The 20,213-nt window shown below is 47.4% G+C and carries 18 protein-coding genes; 4 read left to right on the top strand and 14 right to left on the bottom strand.

Features of this window, described 5'->3' with window-relative positions; genetic code table 11:
• Positions 1 to 17 precede the first annotated feature (17 nt).
• The 7 genes from K4H28_RS10785 to gpmI form a co-directional block, all read right to left on the bottom strand.
• A complete protein-coding gene (locus tag K4H28_RS10785; RefSeq protein WP_221005202.1) occupies positions 18 to 1,313 on the bottom strand; it encodes a DUF3999 domain-containing protein in 1,296 nt (431 codons plus the stop codon).
• Positions 1,313 to 4,042 (bottom strand): DUF2339 domain-containing protein, encoded by a 2,730-nt coding sequence (locus tag K4H28_RS10780; RefSeq protein ID WP_221005201.1) that lies wholly within the window; start codon positions 4,040 to 4,042, stop codon positions 1,313 to 1,315. The genes K4H28_RS10785 and K4H28_RS10780 overlap by 1 nt, the downstream gene beginning before the upstream one ends.
• A gap of 193 nt (positions 4,043 to 4,235) precedes the next feature.
• Positions 4,236 to 6,203 (bottom strand): glycosyl hydrolase family 18 protein, encoded by a 1,968-nt coding sequence (locus tag K4H28_RS10775; protein ID WP_255573505.1) that lies wholly within the window; start codon positions 6,201 to 6,203, stop codon positions 4,236 to 4,238.
• A gap of 555 nt (positions 6,204 to 6,758) precedes the next feature.
• Positions 6,759 to 7,559, bottom strand: coding sequence for a hypothetical protein (locus tag K4H28_RS10770; RefSeq protein WP_221005200.1), 801 nt, complete (start codon positions 7,557 to 7,559; stop codon positions 6,759 to 6,761).
• An 88-nt stretch (positions 7,560 to 7,647) separates the two neighbouring features.
• Positions 7,648 to 9,096: a S41 family peptidase gene (locus K4H28_RS10765; RefSeq protein ID WP_221005199.1), complete on the bottom strand. Its 1,449-nt coding sequence runs from the start codon at positions 9,094 to 9,096 to the stop codon at positions 7,648 to 7,650.
• A gap of 49 nt (positions 9,097 to 9,145) precedes the next feature.
• On the bottom strand, positions 9,146 to 10,510 hold the full coding sequence (locus K4H28_RS10760; RefSeq protein ID WP_221005198.1) for a murein hydrolase activator EnvC family protein: 1,365 nt from the start codon (positions 10,508 to 10,510) through the stop codon (positions 9,146 to 9,148).
• A gap of 120 nt (positions 10,511 to 10,630) precedes the next feature.
• Entirely contained in the window at positions 10,631 to 12,163 is a 1,533-nt protein-coding gene (gene gpmI, locus K4H28_RS10755) for a 2,3-bisphosphoglycerate-independent phosphoglycerate mutase (protein ID WP_221005197.1), read from the bottom strand.
• Between the two features lie 192 nt (positions 12,164 to 12,355).
• Here gpmI and K4H28_RS10750 point away from each other — a divergent pair, with 192 nt between their 5' ends.
• Complete coding sequence (locus tag K4H28_RS10750; protein ID WP_239078526.1) at positions 12,356 to 12,661, top strand: ArsR/SmtB family transcription factor; 306 nt, start codon at positions 12,356 to 12,358, stop codon at positions 12,659 to 12,661.
• Positions 12,662 to 12,707: 46 nt separating this feature from the next.
• On the opposite strand, the gene K4H28_RS10745 is transcribed toward K4H28_RS10750, so the two are convergent.
• Genes K4H28_RS10745 through cutA form a run of 3 tightly spaced genes read right to left on the bottom strand, consistent with a single transcriptional unit; the run spans position 12,708 to position 15,063 of the window.
• On the bottom strand, positions 12,708 to 13,178 hold the full coding sequence (locus K4H28_RS10745; RefSeq protein ID WP_221005196.1) for a TlpA family protein disulfide reductase: 471 nt from the start codon (positions 13,176 to 13,178) through the stop codon (positions 12,708 to 12,710).
• Positions 13,175 to 14,728: a protein-disulfide reductase DsbD gene (dsbD, locus tag K4H28_RS10740; RefSeq protein WP_221005195.1), complete on the bottom strand. Its 1,554-nt coding sequence runs from the start codon at positions 14,726 to 14,728 to the stop codon at positions 13,175 to 13,177. Before dsbD ends, K4H28_RS10745 begins: the two co-directional genes overlap by 4 nt.
• Entirely contained in the window at positions 14,725 to 15,063 is a 339-nt protein-coding gene (gene cutA / locus K4H28_RS10735; RefSeq protein ID WP_221005194.1) for a divalent-cation tolerance protein CutA, read from the bottom strand. Before cutA ends, dsbD begins: the two co-directional genes overlap by 4 nt.
• Between cutA and K4H28_RS10730 the strand changes: the two genes are divergently transcribed.
• Positions 15,062 to 15,475 (top strand): FxsA family protein, encoded by a 414-nt coding sequence (locus K4H28_RS10730; RefSeq protein ID WP_221005193.1) that lies wholly within the window; start codon positions 15,062 to 15,064, stop codon positions 15,473 to 15,475. The genes cutA and K4H28_RS10730 overlap by 2 nt on opposite strands.
• An 18-nt stretch (positions 15,476 to 15,493) precedes the next feature.
• Here K4H28_RS10730 and K4H28_RS10725 read toward each other — a convergent pair whose 3' ends face one another.
• From K4H28_RS10725 to K4H28_RS10710, 4 genes are read right to left on the bottom strand one after another with little or no spacing between them, the layout of a single operon-like run.
• The gene (locus K4H28_RS10725) at positions 15,494 to 15,787 is read right to left on the bottom strand and encodes a DUF167 domain-containing protein (protein ID WP_221005192.1); all 294 of its coding nucleotides are present in this window, start codon (positions 15,785 to 15,787) and stop codon (positions 15,494 to 15,496) included.
• Positions 15,787 to 16,374 (bottom strand): YggT family protein, encoded by a 588-nt coding sequence (locus K4H28_RS10720; RefSeq protein ID WP_255573504.1) that lies wholly within the window; start codon positions 16,372 to 16,374, stop codon positions 15,787 to 15,789. The genes K4H28_RS10725 and K4H28_RS10720 overlap by 1 nt, the downstream gene beginning before the upstream one ends.
• A gap of 15 nt (positions 16,375 to 16,389) precedes the next feature.
• Positions 16,390 to 17,205 (bottom strand): pyrroline-5-carboxylate reductase, encoded by an 816-nt coding sequence (gene proC / locus K4H28_RS10715; protein ID WP_221005191.1) that lies wholly within the window; start codon positions 17,203 to 17,205, stop codon positions 16,390 to 16,392.
• Entirely contained in the window at positions 17,202 to 17,912 is a 711-nt protein-coding gene (locus tag K4H28_RS10710) for a YggS family pyridoxal phosphate-dependent enzyme (RefSeq protein ID WP_221005190.1), read from the bottom strand. The genes proC and K4H28_RS10710 overlap by 4 nt, the downstream gene beginning before the upstream one ends.
• An 89-nt stretch (positions 17,913 to 18,001) precedes the next feature.
• Between K4H28_RS10710 and K4H28_RS10705 the strand changes: the two genes are divergently transcribed.
• Both K4H28_RS10705 and K4H28_RS10700 read left to right on the top strand, forming a co-directional pair.
• Positions 18,002 to 19,045 carry a type IV pilus twitching motility protein PilT gene (locus tag K4H28_RS10705; RefSeq protein WP_221005189.1) on the top strand — a complete coding sequence of 348 codons (1,044 nt, stop codon included), beginning with the start codon at positions 18,002 to 18,004 and terminating at the stop codon, positions 19,043 to 19,045.
• 11 nt (positions 19,046 to 19,056) lie between these two features.
• Positions 19,057 to 20,193: a PilT/PilU family type 4a pilus ATPase gene (locus K4H28_RS10700; RefSeq protein WP_308443444.1), complete on the top strand. Its 1,137-nt coding sequence runs from the start codon at positions 19,057 to 19,059 to the stop codon at positions 20,191 to 20,193.
• Positions 20,194 to 20,213 lie beyond the last annotated feature (20 nt).

Here is a 20,213-nt window from a genome sequence, read left to right as displayed (position 1 = left end):
GAAGATCGTATGGTTTTTTATTGTGTGGGTGATTTGAGCTGGCCAATCAGGCTGCGCGCCATCACTGCCAGCACGCCGACCGCCACGAGCAATGCCCCCCAAAGTAACCATTTTTTCTGTTGAGCAGGGTCGCTTTGCGTTGTTGGATTGGGATTGAGTACCGCACTGGCTACGCTTGCATTCGCAATAACGCTGCTGGGGGTAAGTAGTAAATCCACTTCGCTTTGCGCTGCACTGACGATGGTTTTATTGCCGTAGGCCAGCGTAAAAGGAGGATCGCCACGTGCGACAAAGATCAGCGTGCTGGGAGTCCAGCCCATTTCAATCTTAACTTGACCGTTGCCGACGCCACCACCTTGGGTATCGAGTTGTAGCTTCCATTTTGTGTGGCCGTTCGGGCTAAACATGGGCGGGGTATTGTTGAGTTCAACGGTGTTACGCATCAGTCGGTATAGCACGCCTTGCCAGCGAGACTGCCACGCCGCATCACTACGTTGGCGGGAATAAAGCTGCGCTCGTACCACTGTATTGATTTCTGGCAGTGTGATGCGCATTTGATCGACGGGCGTGGCAGTCAGCGTTTTAAAGAATAGCGCGCCTTGCTCAGACTTGCTGATGTGGGCGGTTTGCCATTCATGTGGTGTTTGTGTTTTTCCTTTATGCAAACCCACATCGACCGACTGTAATTGTGGTGCGCCGTCCGGCCAGCTTAGACGCAGATATTTGGCGTTCGTGTTGGGAAGTACCAGCGTCTGCTGCGCGAGCTGCTGATTTTGGTATTGCAGCTTAAGGACGTTGCCGCGTTGCAGCTCACGCCATTGCTGCAAATCATCGCTGGCCTCAATAATAACCGTGCCGCTGTATTCTGGATTTTGCCAAGCAAAGGTGATGCTGCTGAGCGGTGTTTTGATCTTGCTGGCATCAACGAGATAAGTGACGATGTCTTTTTGCAGGGCTTGCTGTGTGATTTGTAGCAAGCTCCCATCGGGATTGCGCTGTATTTGCGTGCGACTTCCTGCTGTGCTTTGTTGTTCGGTTTGTGGAAAAAAGGGCAGCGATACCGCTTGCTGCTTGGCTTCGATAGCGGACGGAGTGCGTAAAGTGTACGGCACTAATTCACCGGCAGCATTAAACACCCGCAGATCGCCCAAATCGCTGCGTTGGCTGTGCTGATAGACGTCCAAGGGCAAGCTCAGTTGATATTGCGCGCTGCCACTTTGGGTGATGAGGCTTTGGCTGTAATGAAAATCAGCGGGAGTCGGATTGCCCCAAGCTGCTGAACTAAGGAGCGCGAATAAAAGCCAGCTGCGCATTATGATTCCTCCGAAGTGGCTGCATTGCGTGGTGGTAGCGGCGAAAAATAGCCAATCAGTAGCAACAAAATCCCAACGCCAATAAACGCCACAATTCGCTCAATGCCGCTAATGCGAGACAGATCAAACATAAATAGTTTGATCACGACGACGGACAGCAGCGCTGCGCCAACGAGCCACAATATACGCTCAGCTCGGCGCGTTGCAACTAGCATCAGCGCCAGTGCAATCAGCGTCCAGAAGATTGTTAAACTCATTTGTACCAACATCGAATCGGCCAAGGCGTCGATTTGATATGTAATATGTTGCGTGTGGTGTAGCGTTCGCAGCAAAACCGCATTGAGCCAAACAAAGATCGACACGCCCGCACCCGCTAGCATCAAGGTATTGGGCCATGCAAATTCAGGCCATTCGTCTTTGCAGCGCATGAACCACATCGCCAAGATGCCGAGCGTGAGCCATTGCATGATGTCGATGGGATTAAGTAGCGGCAAGTAGGGCAGCGGCGCCATATTGCCATCGGCAAACGCGCTATAAAGTCCCCAAATCCAGAGAAAACCGCAAACTGGCAGTGGGCCAAGCGCCCAATAAACGCGGCGGTAATCGTCTACCGGCCAGCGCTGGCCTAATTTTAAGAGTAAGAAAATTGCGCTACTTAACGCCAATGGCCATGCTGTGAGTGACCAAATGCCTTCGGGTATATGACTCAATATTAATAAATTCAATTCATGGGCGAATATACCCATGCAGAGCCATAGGCTGATGAGATGCAGGCCTTCGCTAAGCGTTTGTGGGCCTTCATCATCATGGCGCAGTAACAGCCAAAAATTAGCCACAATCGCAAGCGGCCAAATAATGTGATTGAAGAAGTAGCCATTGTGATCCAAGGCGAGTAGTGACAGAACCAGCGGTAAGGCTTGCGCTGGCCAACGCGCGGCAGGCCATTGCTTGTGTTGCCAGATAAAGCTAAACATCGTGCTGGTGATAACAGCCAGTACGACGAAGGCAAGGTTTCGCTGTGGATAGTCGATGAATCGTTGTATTTCATTGCTGTGGCTACTGACCCACCATAACAAGCCCCAAGCGCCAAGAACCCAGCCCGTAGCGTGGAGTTTGGATTGATAGCGCAGCCAGAAGTCGCTGTCTGTTTTATGTAATTGCCAGCCGCAAAAGAGCCCCGCCAGCGCCAACATCAGGCCGCCGATGTAGTTGCCGTTCAAAATCGGCATGCTACTTTGCAGGTGCATGCCAGCCATAAAGGCTAGCCCGGCGAAAAATTGCAGGGCTAAGCCAAAGAAGAGTGCTAAACGACGTTGTTGGCGCAAGCTCAGCCACACCACGCCTGCACCTTCTAATGCCCAAATCGCCGCGCTGACATTGCCATCGAACGCGAGTGGGATCGCCAGCGTGGCAAAAATAATCCCCAGCGCCAATAAGGATTCCAGCATCAGTTTCAGACGTGGATTGTGTTGGCGGATTAAAAATAGTCCTAGACCTAAGTAAAACAGCGCCAAGACGACGGCTGAAAACGCAAGGCCATATTCGATACCCTGCATTAGTTTGGCCAGTAAGCCAAAACTCACAATGGGTGTACCAAACACCAGCGTGCCATCCACGGGCGATTTGATTTCGCAATCTTGGCGTAGCGCATAGAGCACGCTGATGCCGACATAAAACAAGAAAAATAAAATTAGGAAGGGGAGGGTGCTAGCAAGTAAATCGGGATGATAAGACAGCGCGCCCCAAAAAGTCGCTATCGAGAAAGTGAAGATAAATCCAAGTAAATTGAGTGGTCGCCAAGCTTTAAACCAAGCCATGCCAAAAATACCCGCGTTTAAAATCGCGTAGTAACTAAACAACATCACATGGCTTCCGCCACCTGTCGAGGTGAGAATCGGCGCCAAAAAGCCGCCAATAATCCCCATCACCGCGAGTGATCGCGCATTTTGTAAAATCGCCAACGCGGCTGAAAAAACGCCGATGGCGACCAATAAACTGAGCGCCAAACCAGCTGGCACAAGTTGATACAGTTTGAGTGCGCCGAAGATGGTCATATACAACATGCCGATACCGCCACCCTGCAAAATCAGCGCGTAGCCTGATTTTTTGTCGCGCAGTCGCCAGCCGATGACGAGCAGCGCTATTGCACCCGCAGCAAGGCCAGTCAGACGATATTCAATCGGCAACATGCTGTTGTCGGCGGCGTATTTCAGCAAAAATCCGACCCCGAAAAACAGAATTAATATCCCAACTCGGACTACGGTATTGCCACCCAGTAACCAAGCCTTGGCTTGATAAAATAATTCTTCGGCAAGCGTTGGCGTGGTCGGTTTTATAGGGGCGGGGCGTGCTTGTGGTACACGAGGCGCGGTGATCGTTTCGATCTGTGCCGCAATTGGTGTGGAAATCGTTGCTTTGGTCGGTTCAATACTTGGATTTGTATTTGCTGCTTGCTCTGTGATGGTGCTGCTAGAGTCGACCGGCGCTTGCCCTGAGCGAAGTGCTTGTACTTCCTGCTCTAGTTTTTGTACCCGATTTTGCAGCTGAATAAATTGTTGTTGCAATGATATAGGTGGCGCTGTTGATATCGCTTTGGTTTTGCTGCGATTTTGGCTGTCAATCAAATGCCCGATGACGCCGCCAATTGCGGCCATCAGCAAAGCCGTTGGCCATTCATCTAAGCTCCAGCCAAAAGCAAAGCCAACTAAAAATAAGAAAAACCGCAACATAATGCGCACCTTAAAATCACTGTGTCGTCATCATAGTGTATTTATTACTGCGCTTGTTATGAGCGAGTTGGCTTTGTGCGGCTGTTATTGCATTTGAATTAATTTGAGGCGTAACGTTTGGGAATAGAAAAGCCCCAACAAAAGATTGTTGGGGCTTGAGGTTCTTGCTATTAACTACATCAAGTTACCTTGATTATTTGCGAGCGTTACCCATTGCTTTAGACAATGTTGCATTGCTGTCATCACCATCGAGAGACCAGCTGAATACGCCGCCGTTCAAGCCTTTAGATTTAGCGTAATCGATCTTAGTTTGGATGACTTCTGGAGTGTCGTAAGACCAGAAGTTAGTGCCATCAAACTTGTACGATTGCTTAGTCACTGGGTGAACATAAACAGTACCAGGTGCATTTTTCAGTACTTTGTAGTCTTCGATACCTTTTTCATAAGTACCGCGAGCTGCATCCGTTGTTTTTTGGTACAGACCGTTGTTTGCATTGGTTACACCAGTCCAGCCACGGCCGTACTTAGGAATACCAACAACCAGTTTCTTCGGATTCACACCAGCTTGCAACAATAGATCCACTGCATCAGCGGTATTGTAGTAAGACACTAGACTGCGATCGCCGTAGCACTTGTCTTCTGGTTTGCCTGAGCACTTGTAGCTTGGGCTAGCTGGATCAGCATACAAGTGAGACTGGAAGTCAGTTGGGCCTTGCGCATTCCAACCACCGTTGTAGTCGTAAGTCATCAAGTTGATCCAATCGAGGTAACGAGCGTACTCACGTGGCTCAGTCATTTCGATCTTATCGCGACCTACACCGATTGCAACGGTCAACAAGTATTTCTTCTGATTTGCCGCAGCCAATTCATCCAATTGTTTGCGGAACTCAGCCAACAACAATGTGTTGTTGCGCTTGTCATCTGGCGATACCGTGTTGTAGCCAACACCTTGTACACCTGGGAATTCCCAGTCGATATCAATACCATCAAAGATGTTTGGTGCTGAGCCTGGACCGCCGCGGCCATCTACAACTGGCAAGTTGCCTTTGATGTAGATATCGATACAAGATTTAACTAACTGTTTACGCAACGCATCAGTTTTCGCTGCTTCAGAGAACCATTTCGACCAAGTCCAGCCACCTAAAGAGATGAACAATTTCGTGTCTGGGAATTTTTTCTTGTACGCTTGGAGTTCACGGAAGTTACCAGCGAGTTTGTCATCCCACTTGATCGTGTCCGCAGCATCTACGCGACGTTTAGCTGTTAAACCCATGTCAGCCCAAGCATCGCCACCATCACCTGCACCACCCTCAAGCTTGTTGATGATACCGCACTCGTAGCCGCCATTTTTCGGATAGATATTACCGAATGCGTAGTTGATGAAGGTCAGTTGTTGAGCTGCGCCAGAGGTAATGATGTCTGCTACTTGGTAGTCACGGCCATACACGCCCCACTGAGTGAAGTATGAACCGACTTGAGCTGTCGTTGGTGCAGGGATTTCTTGGCCTGGTGCTAAAGTTGGAATCGCAGTTGGAGTTGGGGTTGGAGCAACTGTTGGTGTTGGGGTTGCGCCGATTGGTGTCGCTGTTGGTGTTGGCGTTGGCGTTGGCGTAGCGCCAATCGGTGTAGCTGTTGGGGTTGGTGTTGCAGTTGATGTACCGCACTCACCTACGTATTTCCATGGGCCCCATTGATCTGTGGTCGAAGGCGTATTGCCTTGAGTCCACCAGTTCGCAGTGAATTTCTTGCCGTTATAAGCAACTGTCGCGCCACCGTTGTAAGCAGTAGCAGAATTCCACGCCGCAGTCGTGCCACATGACTGTGGTGGTGCAATTGGTGTTGTGGTTGGCGTTACTACTGGGCCAGATGTTGGGCTAGGTGTTGCAACTGGTGTTGCTGTTGGCGCAAGTGTAGGTACTGGCGTTGCTACTGAGCCTGAAGCGACTTTCCACAATGTTGGCGTTGAGGCTGGATTCCAGTTAGCACCAACGTGAGCCGTGTGAGTTACCAAAGCTTGATAGTTTTGGCCAGAGTAAGAAACTACTGCACCTGCATTGTAAGTTGTGCCTTCTTTCCATGCATCTGCAGCGTAGGAAAAGCTAGCTACCGCCATCATTGCAGCAGGGATTGCGGCTACAGCAAAACGATTAAAGTGTGACATTCGGGTCTCCATCCTTTTGTTAGTTTTGGTATTGCTTGCACAAATTAATTGGTACTAAATTTTGTCTTGGGTACTGTCAATAAATTGAAAGTATTGGGTTTCTCTTCACTGCTATATATGCATCTCAGTCATAGCTGAGCTGTCGTTGTCATCATTAATTTCCAAAATTAAATTCGTGTCAATACTTTTTTTTTAGAAATTCTTGATAGCGAAAGAGGGCGTTTTGATATCGCCTCGAAAACTACAAATGACGTTTTTTCTTGAATTGTGCTTTGCAGCATTATTATTGAGCTTGGTTATAAATTTGAGTTTATATGGGGTTTTTTGCGTGCTGCGCTGCAATATTAGCATTTTTTGATGTAGCTATTTTTGATAGTGCATGTAGTATTGATGATTAAAACTACAATCAAAATCTGTGTTTTTTGTATTGATGTGACAAAAATCACAAAGGCTATTTTTGCTTAAATTTCATTTTGCTTTCTTTATTATTTATTTCTTGTAATTTTTTGTTTGTAATCTAATGGAGAAGCTTGGTTGATTATTGAGGATGGCATGTCAGGAAGTGGTATTAGCAAGTTTGTTATTCAAGATGGACGGGTTCATATCAATTAGGTTGCTATTGCTGTTCGCGTTTGCTAATGCTGTTGCGCTAAGTTTTTCCCAAATTTGTATTTCGATATAGAGTTCGAAGTCATATTCCCAATATCGTTCATAGGGCACTAGGTGATCGTTACTTGGTAAACCAAACGTGTTGATCAATTCGTCCAATTCACTCAACAAATAGATTTTTTCAAAATAAGGTTTGTCGGCGCGGCTGAGCGCTATAAAACTATCAGGGAAAGTGATTGAGGTGGTTAAGGGATTTAGCTCGGCAAGCTTGATTGTGAGCGATTGATGGTGTGCATTGAGATCTTTAAACCATTCTGAGGCGCCAAGAACTAAGTAGCTTGGGTGTTCAACTTGGGGTTGACCGCCGCGCGCGATAAACAATTCGCGCAAACGCTGCTCGATGACTTTGCGCTTTTGGATGTAGTCTCGCCCATATCGACGGCGATAGCTTGGCTCTGATTGATGCCGCGTTAAAAGTTCTAAAAAAAGTGGGTCTTCATCAGCGAGCGGGAGTTCGGATAAACTTTTGAATGGCCCCTGTTCTGCTAGGTAGTAGTGGGTTGCGAAGTTAGGAATGTTTATATTTATTTTTGATATTTTCTCGGTGTAAAGATTTATTGTTTTTGGGTTGTAAAAGTACAACGTTTTTTTTGTGCTAGGCGCGTAATATGACTCACATGGAACGCGACTTGAACACGCTACCAGACGAGAGAACCACCCGATGCCCCATCCTGAACAATGGGGCATTTTTACGTCTATTGAATGTATAAATCAATTTGATTAGCCGAAAAAAATGCCGCCCGGTTCTGGGCGGCATTGATTTGATTCAGAGCCATTATTTCAGTTTGGGCTTTTCTTTGTTCAACATCAGTTGTTGAACTTTGAGTACGCTCAGTGCCTGCTGCAATTGATAATCAGATTTAGATACTAATTCGCGAGGGTTTTCATCCGCTTCCGCTTCACTTGCATTGGTCTTCGTAGGTTTTTTGGTATCAACCTTAACTGGTGCAGGGGTTGCAGTCACTTTGCCGGCATTTTTGTCAGTCGGATTATCCAAATGTTTGCCTAGATCAGCTTCACGCATACGGAAAGGGCTTTCTTCTTTGCCGCTGAGGGTTGCATCCTCTACGATAATATCAGGGGTAATGCCTTTGGCCTGAATGGATCTACCGGCTGGAGTGAAATACCTAGCAGTGGTAAGTTTAAGAGCGCTCTTCTCGTCAATTGGCAGGATCGTTTGTACTGAACCTTTGCCAAATGTTTGCGTTCCCACCACTAAGGCACGTTTATGGTCTTGCAATGCGCCAGCCACAATTTCAGAGGCCGATGCTGAGCCACTATTGACCAGTACCACTAAAGGCACGGTTTTCACTTCGGGCGGCAAGTTTTTGAAAAAGTCTTTTTTGCTATCGCGTTGATAGAACTGTGGGCTCGCAGTGAGCTTGACTTTCGAATCGGCAACACGGCCCTCGGTGTAAACCACTAGCGCATCTTTGGGTAAGAAGGCGGCAGAAACACCCACTGCTCCATCAAGCAAACCACCCGGATCGTTACGTAAATCGAGGACGATGCCTTTTAGTGGCGCCTTGTTTTCTTTGTACAGCGCTTCGATGGCTTCGCCTAGTTTTTCAGAGGTATGCTCTTGGAATTGCGTAACGCGAATATAGCCATAGCCAGGCTCGGCGAGTTTGTACTTCACCGACTGAACTTTAATAATGGCGCGTTTGAGTGTCACCACAATCGGCTTGCCTTCGCCTTTGCGTAGCAGGGTCAACGTAACCGGCTCACCCACTTTGCCGCGCATTTTGGAGACCGCTTCATTCAGCGACATTCCTTGGACTTGGACATCGCCAATTTTGACGATGAAGTCGCCCGCTTTGATGCCTGCGCGAAATGCAGGAGAGTCTTCAATGGGTGACACCACGCGTACAAGGCCGTCTTCCATATTGACTTCAATGCCAAGGCCACCGAACTCACCTTGGGTGTTCACTTTGAGTTCTTTAAAAGCTTCTTCGTCCAAATAGGTCGAGTGTGGGTCAAGGCCGGATACCATGCCTTTGATGGCTTCGTTAATGAGTTTTTTATCATCAACGGGCTCTACATAACTTTGCTTAATCACGCCAAACACCGTCGAGAACGCGCGTAGCTCATCGATCGGTAGTGGGTTGCTGACAACTTCTTTATTGGCTGTCGCATTAAAAGACAGGCTAATGGCGACACCAAGCCCAGCGCCGGCAGCCATAAGGCTGACTTTTTTCCAGCGGCTGTAGGGTTTATTCGACATTCGTATATTCCTATTGGCAATCGTTAAGGCTCATTTTGAACCCATTTAGTTATCTTACCCAAGCGGCCGGATCAAGCGGGCGGCTGTTTTGGCGTATTTCAAAGTATACGCCGGAATCTGCCATTCCGCCGCTATTCCCCGCGTTGGCTATTGTGTCACCCGCTTTGACTGAATCACCTACACGTTTTAAGAGGCTTTCATTCGCGCCATACAGGCTCATATAGCCATTACCGTGGTCAATAATCATCAGATTACCAAAACCGCGAAGCCAGTCGGCAAAAACGATACGACCAGACGCTACTGCGTGTACAGGTTCGCCTGTGTTGGTGCGGATGAATAGCCCTTTCCAAGTGCCGCCTTCGCCACGCGGCGCACCAAAGCGTCCGATGATTTCACCTTTAGCCGGTAGGCGCATTTTACCTTTCAGTGCGGCAAAATTGACACCGGCTTGGCTTGCATCCGGTACGGCATTATTTACTTCGCCTTGGCTTGGGGAGGCGACTGTTTCTTCTTTGGGTTCAGGTGGTGTAGAAGGAACTGGTTTGCCTGCCGATTTGGCGGCTTGTTCTATTTTGGCTTGGCGTGCTGCTCGTTCTGCTTTGGTTTTAGCTTGGGCGGCTGCACGTTTTTCAGCTTCTTGTTTTTGCTTGGCAGCAGCTCGCGCTCGCGCCGCTTCTTGCTGTTTGATGATAGCGTTGAGGCGAGTAATCAGTTGCGTGATTCGTTTTTCATCTGCGGCGAGTTTTTGAATCTGATTGCGCTGGCTGCTGATGGTTTGCGAAAGTTGGCTAACTAGCTCTTTTTTCTCTTGCTGTTGTGAAACCAATTCTTGGCGTTGCTGCTGTTTATTGCGAGCGATTTCTTGTAGTTCTTCGTTCTTTTCTTGAATCGCATCCGCGAGCAAATTGAGTTCGCTTAGTTGGCTTTCTAGCTGTTTTGCCAACGCTTGTTGCGATTGGGCAATGTAGCGGTAGTAGCTGAGGTCGCGATTGGCTTGACCGGGGTCTTTTTGATTCAGAAGTAAGCGCCAAGCTTCGGTATTACCGGTTTTGTAGCGACTTTTGAGTAATTCACTGAGTTGCTTTTGGCTGATTTGAATGTTTTTTCGCGTGTTACTGATATCTTGCTTGAGTCGAGCTAGTTCTGCTGTCGTCAGTTGACGCTCGTTGGCCAGTTCATTGAGTACTCGATTGGCTTCAGAAATTGATGATTCGGCATTTTTCAATGCATCAGCAGCTTCAGAGCGATTGGATTCGTTGGCCGAGAGGTCTTTTTGTAATTGCTTGATTTGCCCACGTAGCTCTTGCAGCTCGGCTTGCTTCGCTTCTGGTGCACTACCAGAAACTGCTTTAGGTGCAGCAAACGCAGTGCTAAACACACTGGTTGCAAAAAGAAAGAGTAGTCGTCGCAACACTAATCGACTCGAATTAGGAATGATCAAAAACGCTACTGTACTTGATTCATTGCTGCGACTAAACCCTTAGCTTCATTTGCAGACTGAATCCGGTTGAATCAGTCTGCATTTGGTACTTTTTTACAAAAATTTAATCAATGATTTGCCGGTCATTTCGACTGGTTGCGATACACCCATCATTGCCAATAGTGATGGTGCGATATCTTGTAGAGCACCGCCAGCAGATAAGCGCGCTTCACGACCGATGTAGCAGAATGGCACTAAATCCGTAGTGTGTTGCGTATGAGCTTGACCAGAATCCTTATCGAACATCATTTCGCAGTTGCCATGGTCAGCGGTAATGATGACTTCACCACCGATCGCCAATTGTGCTGCGACGACTTTACCGACGCATTCATCGAGTGTTTCAACCGCTTTCACCGCAGCATCAAAAATACCGCTATGGCCAACCATATCGCCGTTGGCGTAGTTACAGATAATCGCAGCATACTGTTGGCTTTCGATGGCGGCGATCAGTTTGTCGGTTACTTCATGTGCCGACATTTCTGGTTTCAAGTCGTAGGTCGCGACTTTTGGTGATGGTACCAAAATGCGGTCTTCACCCGCGTATTCGCTTTCTTCGCCGCCAGAGAGGAAGTAGGTCACGTGTGGGTATTTTTCAGTTTCGGCGATGCGTAGTTGCTTCAATCCCAAGCTAGCAACGTGTTCACCAAAACCATTTTTTACTTTAGGTTTGGTGTAGGCAACCGGATGGTTGTAGGCCGAGCCGTAATCGGTGGCTGTGCAGAAGTAGCCAAATGCAGGCTGACGTTGCGGATGTTCAAAGCCTTTAAAATCGCTAGCCGTTAGGGCTGTGGTGAGTTGACGTGCACGGTCGGCTCGGAAATTCATGAAGATGACGACATCGCCATCTGCCATTTGTGTTGGTTCGCCAATGACCGTTGCTGAAACGAATTCGTCGTTTTCATCGCGTTTATACGCATCTTCTAGGCCTTCAATCGCGGTGGCGGCGGTATAAAGGCCGATGCCGTCAACGATTAATTTGTAAGCAGGTTCTACGCGTTCCCAGCGTGTGTCTCTATCCATCGCCCAGTAGCGACCGACGATACCGACGATTTTTGCACCGTTTGCATCGCAAACAGCTTGTAGTTTGTCGATGTAACGTTCTGCGCTGCGCGGTGGTGTATCGCGGCCGTCCAAGAAGGCGTGAATGCGAATGTCGGTTACGCCTGCTTCATGCGCTGCTTTAATCAGACCAAAAACGTGGCTTTCATGGCAATGCACGCCGCCGTCAGACATCAAGCCCATAATGTGTAGAGCTTTGTTGTTATTCTTTGCGGTATCAATCGCCGCTTTGAGGACTGGGTTGTCTTTGAGTGTGTTGTCCGCCACATCGCAATCAATGCGGCTAATGTCTTGCTGTACGATACGGCCCGCGCCAATATTTAGGTGGCCTACTTCTGAGTTGCCAAATTGTCCTGCAGGTAAACCAACAAACTGCTCTGAGGCATTGATGGTAGTAAATGGGTATTGAGTAAATAAACGGTCGAAATGATGTTTGCGAGCATGTAAAATGGCGTTGTCATTGCCGCCAGTGCGATAGCCAAAGCCATCTAAAATTAATAGCAATACGGGCGTAATTTTTTGCGTCATTTCCTGATCCTTGGGGCTAAAGTAAAAAAGGTTCATTGCGCGTTCTGCAATTTAATCGGTGAGTACAGTTGGAATCATTCTCAATAATGGGTAGTATTCTAACCTAAACTGCTATTATGCCGTGTTCGCGTTAGTCTTTTTGCTGATTGAGCGCAGAAAAAATATAATTAGACTTGAAGAAAGATAAGAGACATGATGGATTCTATTGCATTAATGGACGATGAACACATCGATCAAGCTTCGCGCGCGATGAAAGCGATGTCCCATCCGCTGCGCTTGAAAATTTTGTGCGTGTTAGCGGATCAAGAAGTGAGTGTGCAAGATATCGTTGAACGTGTTGGTACCACGCAGTCGAATATTTCACAACATTTGGCGCTGATGCGTGAAAAAGGCGTGTTGCGGACTCGCAAAGATGCCAATCGCGTGTATTACCGAGTTGGTGATCAACGTACCTTAGAAGTCGTTGCGATGATGCGGGATGTGTTCTGCGGTTTCTAGGTATTTGACTGCAGCCATTGTTTGGCAATGGCTGCGATGATATACATCACTTGATTAGTTTTTTTAGCTGATCGTCTAGTTTTTCTTTGTGCATTCTGCCGAGTTCCTTAAACACGAGTTTGCTCTGCGCATCGTATATCACGGTAAAGGGTAAGCCGCCTTGCACATTGCCTTGTGCACGCATCATTTCCATCGCGCTATTGCTGCCGATTAGGGTCGGGAAGTTCACTTTGTATTGTTTCACAAAGACGCTCACTGGCTGGACTTCGTCGATGGCAATCCCAACAAATTGAACTTTGCCTTGGTATTTTTTTTGTAATTCGACCAATTCTGGCATCTCTTGGCGGCAAGGGCCACACCATGTCGCCCAGTAGTTCACCACCATCGGTTTGCCTTGCCATTGCTTCATGGCTTGCGGTTTACCGGCTAGATCAGGAAAACTGGCGGCCATAAAATCAGCCGCGTTTGCGAGCTGCGTGGCGGCGATGAGGTTGATTGCGAGCAGAATCTGTTTCATTGCTGTGCCTTTATTTGTTCAAGTGTCTTCAAAAACGCGCTTGGATTTTGAAAGCCGATGACGCGTGGCTTTAATTCTTGCCCATTCGGGCTGTAGAAAATCAGCGCTGGTGGGCCGTAGAGACCATAGCGAGCTAGCAGTGTCGCATCGTCGCTACTGTTTTTGGTTACATCCAAGCGAATCAGTACCACATCATTTAATTCATTTTGCACGGTTTTGTCGGTGAGTGTTTCACGCTCAAATTCAATGCACGCCACGCACCAGTCGGCATAAAAATCAAGCATCACGGTTTTACCACGGGCAGCCAGCAGCGCTTGATCCAGTTGCGCGGGTGAGCTGACGTTTTGGAAGCTGAGTTCGTGCTGTGCTGGTGCAAAGTAGGGCGCCCACAGTGGGCGAGAAATCCAGACTGCCATTGCCAATAACACGACACCAAAAAAGAGTTTGATGCCATGCATTACGCGTCCAGAGAGACGCGGCAAGATGGTGGAACCAAATGCACCAATCAATAGTAGGGGCATACCAAGTCCAAGTGCCATTACGTATAAGGCGCTGCCTCCGAGTACTAAATCGCCTGTTTTGCCTAAGTAGGCGAGCGCAGCAGCCAAGGGGGGCGCAATGCAGGGGCCTACCAGTAAGGCCGATAACACACCCATCACAAATACCGATAACCAGCGTCCACCCGGTAGGCGATTCGCGAGATTATTGATGAAATTATGCGGGCCTTGTGGCAATTGCAAATGAAACACGCCCATCATCGCAAGCGCCATCACGACAAAGAACAGCGCGAAAGCGGCGATGACCCATGGCTGCTGTAATACGACCACTAATAAGGTGCCGGTTGCTGCTGCTGCGATGCCCAGCGCCGTATAAGCTAATGCCATCCCTTGGACATAAACAAAAGTAAGACCAAAGGCTTGCCAGCGGCGGGGTTTGACTTGCTTGGCGTTATGTCCAATGACGATGCCCGATACGATAGGGATGAGTGGATACATGCAGGCAGTGAGTGCGAGTCCGATACCGGCCAAAAAAAACACGCCAAGCGTGCCAAGGAATCCACCTGCAAAGTAAGCGAGTTCGCTATTCACTGGAGGGCTGGTTGATGCGTTGGCACCAAAAAGATCTTTTAAGCGCTCACTCGGGGTATTTTTACCAGCTTGTAATTGTTGCGTTTGTGGTGGGTAGCAAATCCCCGCATCGGCACAACCTTGATATTTGAAGGTGATGATTTGATCGCTTGGAACGGGCGAACTAAATTTGAGTTGGATTTGAACGTCTTGCCCGTACACCTCGACTCTTCCAAAACTCGGGTCATCTTTGATTTTCCCCTTTGGAAAAATGGCATCTAGTTTTTTGCCCTCGGCAGCAAAGCTCATCCGGTCGCGATAGAGGTAGTAATTGGGTGCAACGCTAAAATGGGCGACAAAGGTCTGTTCATCGACTTGAGTTAGCTGAGGGATGAATGCTTTTTCAGGTGGCAAAAATTGGGTTTCAGCCTGCGCACTGATTGCGATAAAGCAAAATAGTAGCCAGCTTAAAAATCGGTTCATGCTTGGGTCTCGATCGTTTCTGCGCGTACCCAATTGCAATAACTGGGCAAGCCATGTGTGACAGGAAATGCGATAATCTCTGGGATTGTATAAGGGTGCTGGTTTTGTAACCAGCTTTCAAGATGTGAATAAGCCGCAACCGTTGTTTTGATCATTAATGGAACTTCAGTGGCAGTTTCTAGCCTATCTTCCCAGTGATAGATAGATTGCACAGCGGGTAAAACGTTCACACACGCGGCGAGTTTTTCTTTGACTAAGCCTGAGGCTAGCGCAGTGGCGGTAGTTTGATCAGGACAGTTGCACCACACGATTAATAATTCAGTTGGAGTTGTCATGCCTTACCTTTTATTTGGATTACTGTTGGCCTATCCGTTTGCCGAAGTCATGTCGCTAATTTGGCTGGCTGATACGATCGGTACAGCTTGGACTGTGGTCTGGATGGTGGTCTCATTTGTATGCGGCGTGCTGATGTTGCGGCATAGTCGTCTTGCCGTTGGCTTCAAACTGATGAACGATATGCGTTCGGGCCAAGTGGGCGTGAATAGTTTATTTGGTATTGCCCGCTACTTTATCGCGGCGATTTTGTTGATTATTCCTGGCCTCATCAGCGATGTGATTGCCCTAGTGTTGTTATTGCCATGGAAAAGCAAATCGAATTTGGGTCAAACCAAGGTGGATGACGGCATCATCGATGCCGAATACCGCCGTGTTGACCCAATCGATGAAACTCCTCGCATTGATCGTTGATGGGTATTGCTCTGTAGGCTATGCAGGATTTAGCTTTTCTGGAGATACCTTACTTCCTGTGATGGTGAAAACTTTGTTTTGTGTGTTTTCACCGCTCACCAGCCCCACTTGCTGCGGTCGAACGCCAAATTGATCCGCCAGCCAAGTCACTAAGCATAAATTCATTTTGCTGCTCACTGGCGGCGTCGCAACCCGAATTTTGAGTGCGTCGCCGTAGTAACCTAGACATTCAGTTTTTTTTCCACTGGCTTGGACATGGATACGCAACGTCAATGCATTGCCAGATTGAGTAAACCAACGATTGTGAGCCATTAAGCAGATACCACGACTTGTTGCAGAATAAAGGGTTCCATTTGGGCGACAAACACGTTCAGCAAGAGCTGAATAATGAGAATCAAAATAAATGGGGTGATGTCGACGCCACCAATTGGATGTATGACTTTTTGAATGGGGCGTAAAAAGGGCGAAGTCAATCCAGAAACGATCGGCATAAAAGGATTGTAGGGCGAGAGCCAGCTCATTAAGGCCTGACCAATCACCGCTGCAAATAAGAGATACAACGACATTTTGAAAAGCTCAAGCGTCGCAATTAAGATCAGCGCTAGGATCGATTCCCCAGACATAAAATTAAATGGCCAAGGACTAATGGCCAGCAACATCGCATGCATCGTCAGCGCGCAGAACCATGCTAGCGCCAGACTGGTACTGTCATAGCCCTTAAATGGCGGCACAAGGCGACGTACTGGCAAGACAATCCAGTTAGTTAATGCCAGTACAAATTGGCCCAGCGGATGGCGAAATGACACTTTGGCAGCTTGAAAATAAAAGCGAGCTAATAGCAGTAGAATGAAAAAATCTAAAACATTCCGCAGTAAAAAGTCTAATACGCTAGTCAACATAGTGCGTCCTCTTGATTACTCGGTATCACGGCCGAGTTCTTCGCCTAACTCACGTGAACGTGCCGCAGCGGCAGAAGCTGCAGCAATAATGGTTGACCGAACTTGACTCGTTTCAAGGGCTTTAATTGCGCGTTCAGTGGTGCCACCTTTGGACGTGACTTTGACTTGCAAGGTTCCCGCATCATCTTCACTACTCAGCGCTAGTTTCACTGCACCAGCAAATGTTTGGTAGGCGAGTTTTTGCGCAATTTCAGCATTAAAGCCTTGTGCCTTGGCTGCGGCTTGAAGTGCTTCCATAAAGTAAAATACATAGGCTGGACCACTGCCGGAAATCGCTGTAATGCCGTCGATTTGGCTTTCATCGTCAACCCAAACTTGCTCACCAATCGATGCCAAAATACGCTCAGTGAGTGCTTTGTCGTCGCTCGTGACTTCTGCTGAAGCATAGACACCAGAAATACCGGCTTGAACGAGTGCAGGGGTATTGGGCATGACACGGATAATTCGACCGTAATTACCTAGCCATTTAGAAATTGTTTCGGCGCGAATCCCCGCTGCAATCGAAATGACTAATGCATTGTTTAATTGCGGCAAAATTTGAGCGGCTACGCTGCGAAATTGTTGAGGCTTGATCGCAAAGATGATGGCAAGGCTTGTTGGGAGTGCTTCATCAGGCGCACTGGTGCTAATGCCGTATTGTGTGGTGAGTTCATCGCGTTTTTTTGCATCAGGCTCAACGACGTGAATTTCACTGCCGGTAAAGCCTTGCGCTAACATGCCGCCAATCATGGCCGCAGCCATATTGCCACCGCCGATGTAAGTAATTTTCATTGTGCTGTATTTCCTGATGTATAGGTTCTGGCACCAAAAATGGCGCTACCAATTCGAACTAAAGTTGATCCTGATGCAATCGCTAATTCTAAATCGCCCGACATGCCCATTGAGAGGGTATCTAGCTTAAATCCTTGTTGGTTCAGTTGTGCTTTCAGTGACACTAAGGTGGAAAATTGTTTCGCTAGGCGTGTGGCATTATCAGTGGCTTCGGGGATGCACATCAAGCCACGAATATTTATCTGCGGCAACTGACTGACTTGTTGTGCTAATCCAAGCAGCTCACTGGGGGTAATACCTGACTTGCTTTGTTCGCCAGACACATTGACTTGGAGGCAGATATTTAGCGCCGCCATGTGACTTGGTCTTTGATTGGAAAGACGCTCGGCTATTTTAAAACGGTCTATTGTATGAACCCAAGCTGCATTTTCAGCGACTAACTTTGTTTTATTACTTTGTATTGGACCAATAAAGTGCCATTCTAAACCTGTACAATCGCTCAACTCATGATGCTTGGTGGCTAATTCTTGTGCGTAGTTTTCACCAAATGCACGATGGCCATGCTCGTAAAGCATACGAATATCACGACTTGGAAAGGTTTTACTGACGGCTAAGAGGGTTACTTCCTGATCATTTCGCGCGGCAGCTGTGCATGCAGCGTGAATCCTCGCTTGTACGTCTTGCAATGCAGTAAATATCGTTGCCATAATGGACACAATCACTCAAGGGCCATTCGCCCTTTATATAAAATAGGGCTAGCTTGAGGCCTTTAGATGGATAAGAGGAAGAATTATAAATGGAAATCTCAGAACTCTTAGCCTTTTCGGTAAAGAATAAAGCATCCGACTTACATCTTTCCGCAGGCTTGCCGCCAATGATTCGCGTACACGGTGATGTTCGCCGTATTAATTTGCCTGCGATGGAGCATAAAGACGTGCACGATATGGTGTACGACATTATGAATGATGGCCAGCGTAAAATTTACGAAGATACATTAGAGTGCGATTTTTCATTTGAAATTCCGAATCTGGCGCGTTTCCGCGTCAATGCCTTTGTACAAAATCGTGGCGCAGGCGCAGTATTTCGGACCATTCCATCTAAGGTCTTGTCACTGGAAGAGCTGGGTTGCCCAAAAGTATTTCAAGATATCGCGCAAAATCCACGAGGTTTAGTTCTGGTTACTGGCCCAACTGGCTCAGGTAAGTCGACCACATTGGCCGCGATGGTCAACTTTATTAATGATAATGACTACGGCCATATTTTGACCGTTGAAGACCCGATTGAGTTTGTACATCAATCAAAAAAATGTTTAGTGAATCAACGTGAAGTTGGCCCCCATACGATGTCGTTCTCCAATGCGCTGCGTAGTGCTTTGCGTGAAGATCCTGATGTGATCTTGGTGGGTGAAATGCGTGATTTGGAAACCATTCGTTTAGCTCTCACTGCTGCTGAAACGGGGCATTTAGTGTTTGGTACCTTGCATACGACCTCTGCCGCGAAAACGATTGACCGCGTGGTTGACGTGTTCCCTGCCGCTGAGAAAGAAATGGTTCGTTCGATGTTGTCTGAATCATTACGTGCGGTTATTTCACAAACCTTGTTGAAGACAAAAGACGGGCAAGGGCGTGTTGCGGCACATGAAATTATGATTGGTATTCCTGCGATTCGAAATTTGATTCGTGAAAATAAGATTGCCCAAATGTATTCGTCCATTCAAACTGGATCGCAATATGGGATGCAGACTTTGGATCAATGTTTACAAAACTTAGTACAAAGAAACATTGTTTCAATTGCGGATGCGCGCAGTAAAGCAGCAATACCTGATAATTTTAAAGGCTAAGAGTTAGCAAAATGGAAAAAGAACAAGCCGCTAAGTTTATGCATGATTTGTTGCGCCATATGCGTGGCAAAAATGCTTCGGATCTTTTTATTACGGTCGATTTTCCACCAGCCATGAAGATTGACGGTCGAGTAACGCCGGTTTCAAATCAGCAATTGACCGCGCAGCACACCAAAGAATTAGCGCGTGCGATTATGAATGATCGCCAGGCTGAGGACTTTGAAGCCAACAAAGAATGTAACTTTGCAATTAGCCCAGGCACGATGGGGCGTTTTCGCGTAAATGCTTTTATGCAGCAAGGTCGCGTCGGAATGGTATTGCGTACGATTAACTCCGAAATTCCTAAGCTTGAAGAACTCAACCTGCCGCCTGTGCTACGTGATATCGCCATGACTAAGCGTGGCTTAGTTATTTTTGTGGGGGGGACTGGATCAGGTAAATCGACCTCTTTAGCGGCCATGATCGGTCATCGTAATGAATATGCATACGATCACATCATTACGATTGAAGACCCCATTGAATATGTGCATGAGCACAAGAACTCAATCATTACTCAGCGTGAGGTTGGCGTTGATACTGATTCTTGGATGGCAGCACTTAAAAACACCTTGCGCCAAGCGCCGGATGTGATTTTGATTGGTGAGATTCGTGATCGTGAAACGATGGATTATGCCATTGCCTTTGCTGAAACGGGGCATTTGTGCATGGCCACCTTGCATGCCAACTCGTCGAATCAGGCTCTAGATCGGATTATTAACTTTTTCCCTGAAGAGCGACGTTCGCAGCTCTTGATGGATTTGTCGTTGAATTTGAAGGCCTTTGTTTCTCAACGATTGGTACCACACCTATCAGGAAAAGGTCGTGTTGCCGCTGTAGAAGTGATGCTCAATTCACCGTTGATTTCAGAGTTGATTTTCAAAGGAGAAGTACACGAGATTAAAGAAATCATGAAAAAATCTCGTGAGCTTGGCATGCAAACGTTTGATCAATCTTTATTTGATTTGTTTGAGGCCAATCGAATTAGCTATGAAGATGCTCTGCGTAATGCTGATTCAGTCAATGACTTGCGTCTACAAATTAAGCTTAACGGAACAGAGTCCAAAAATAGAGATGTATTGTCTGGGCTAGATCATCTCGATATTGTTTAATTATATAGGTCTAGAGTCAG

It is taken from the genome of Deefgea tanakiae (assembly GCF_019665765.1).
GTDB lineage: Bacteria > Pseudomonadota > Gammaproteobacteria > Burkholderiales > Chitinibacteraceae > Deefgea > Deefgea tanakiae.
This window is presented reverse-complemented; position numbering and strand designations above follow the sequence as displayed.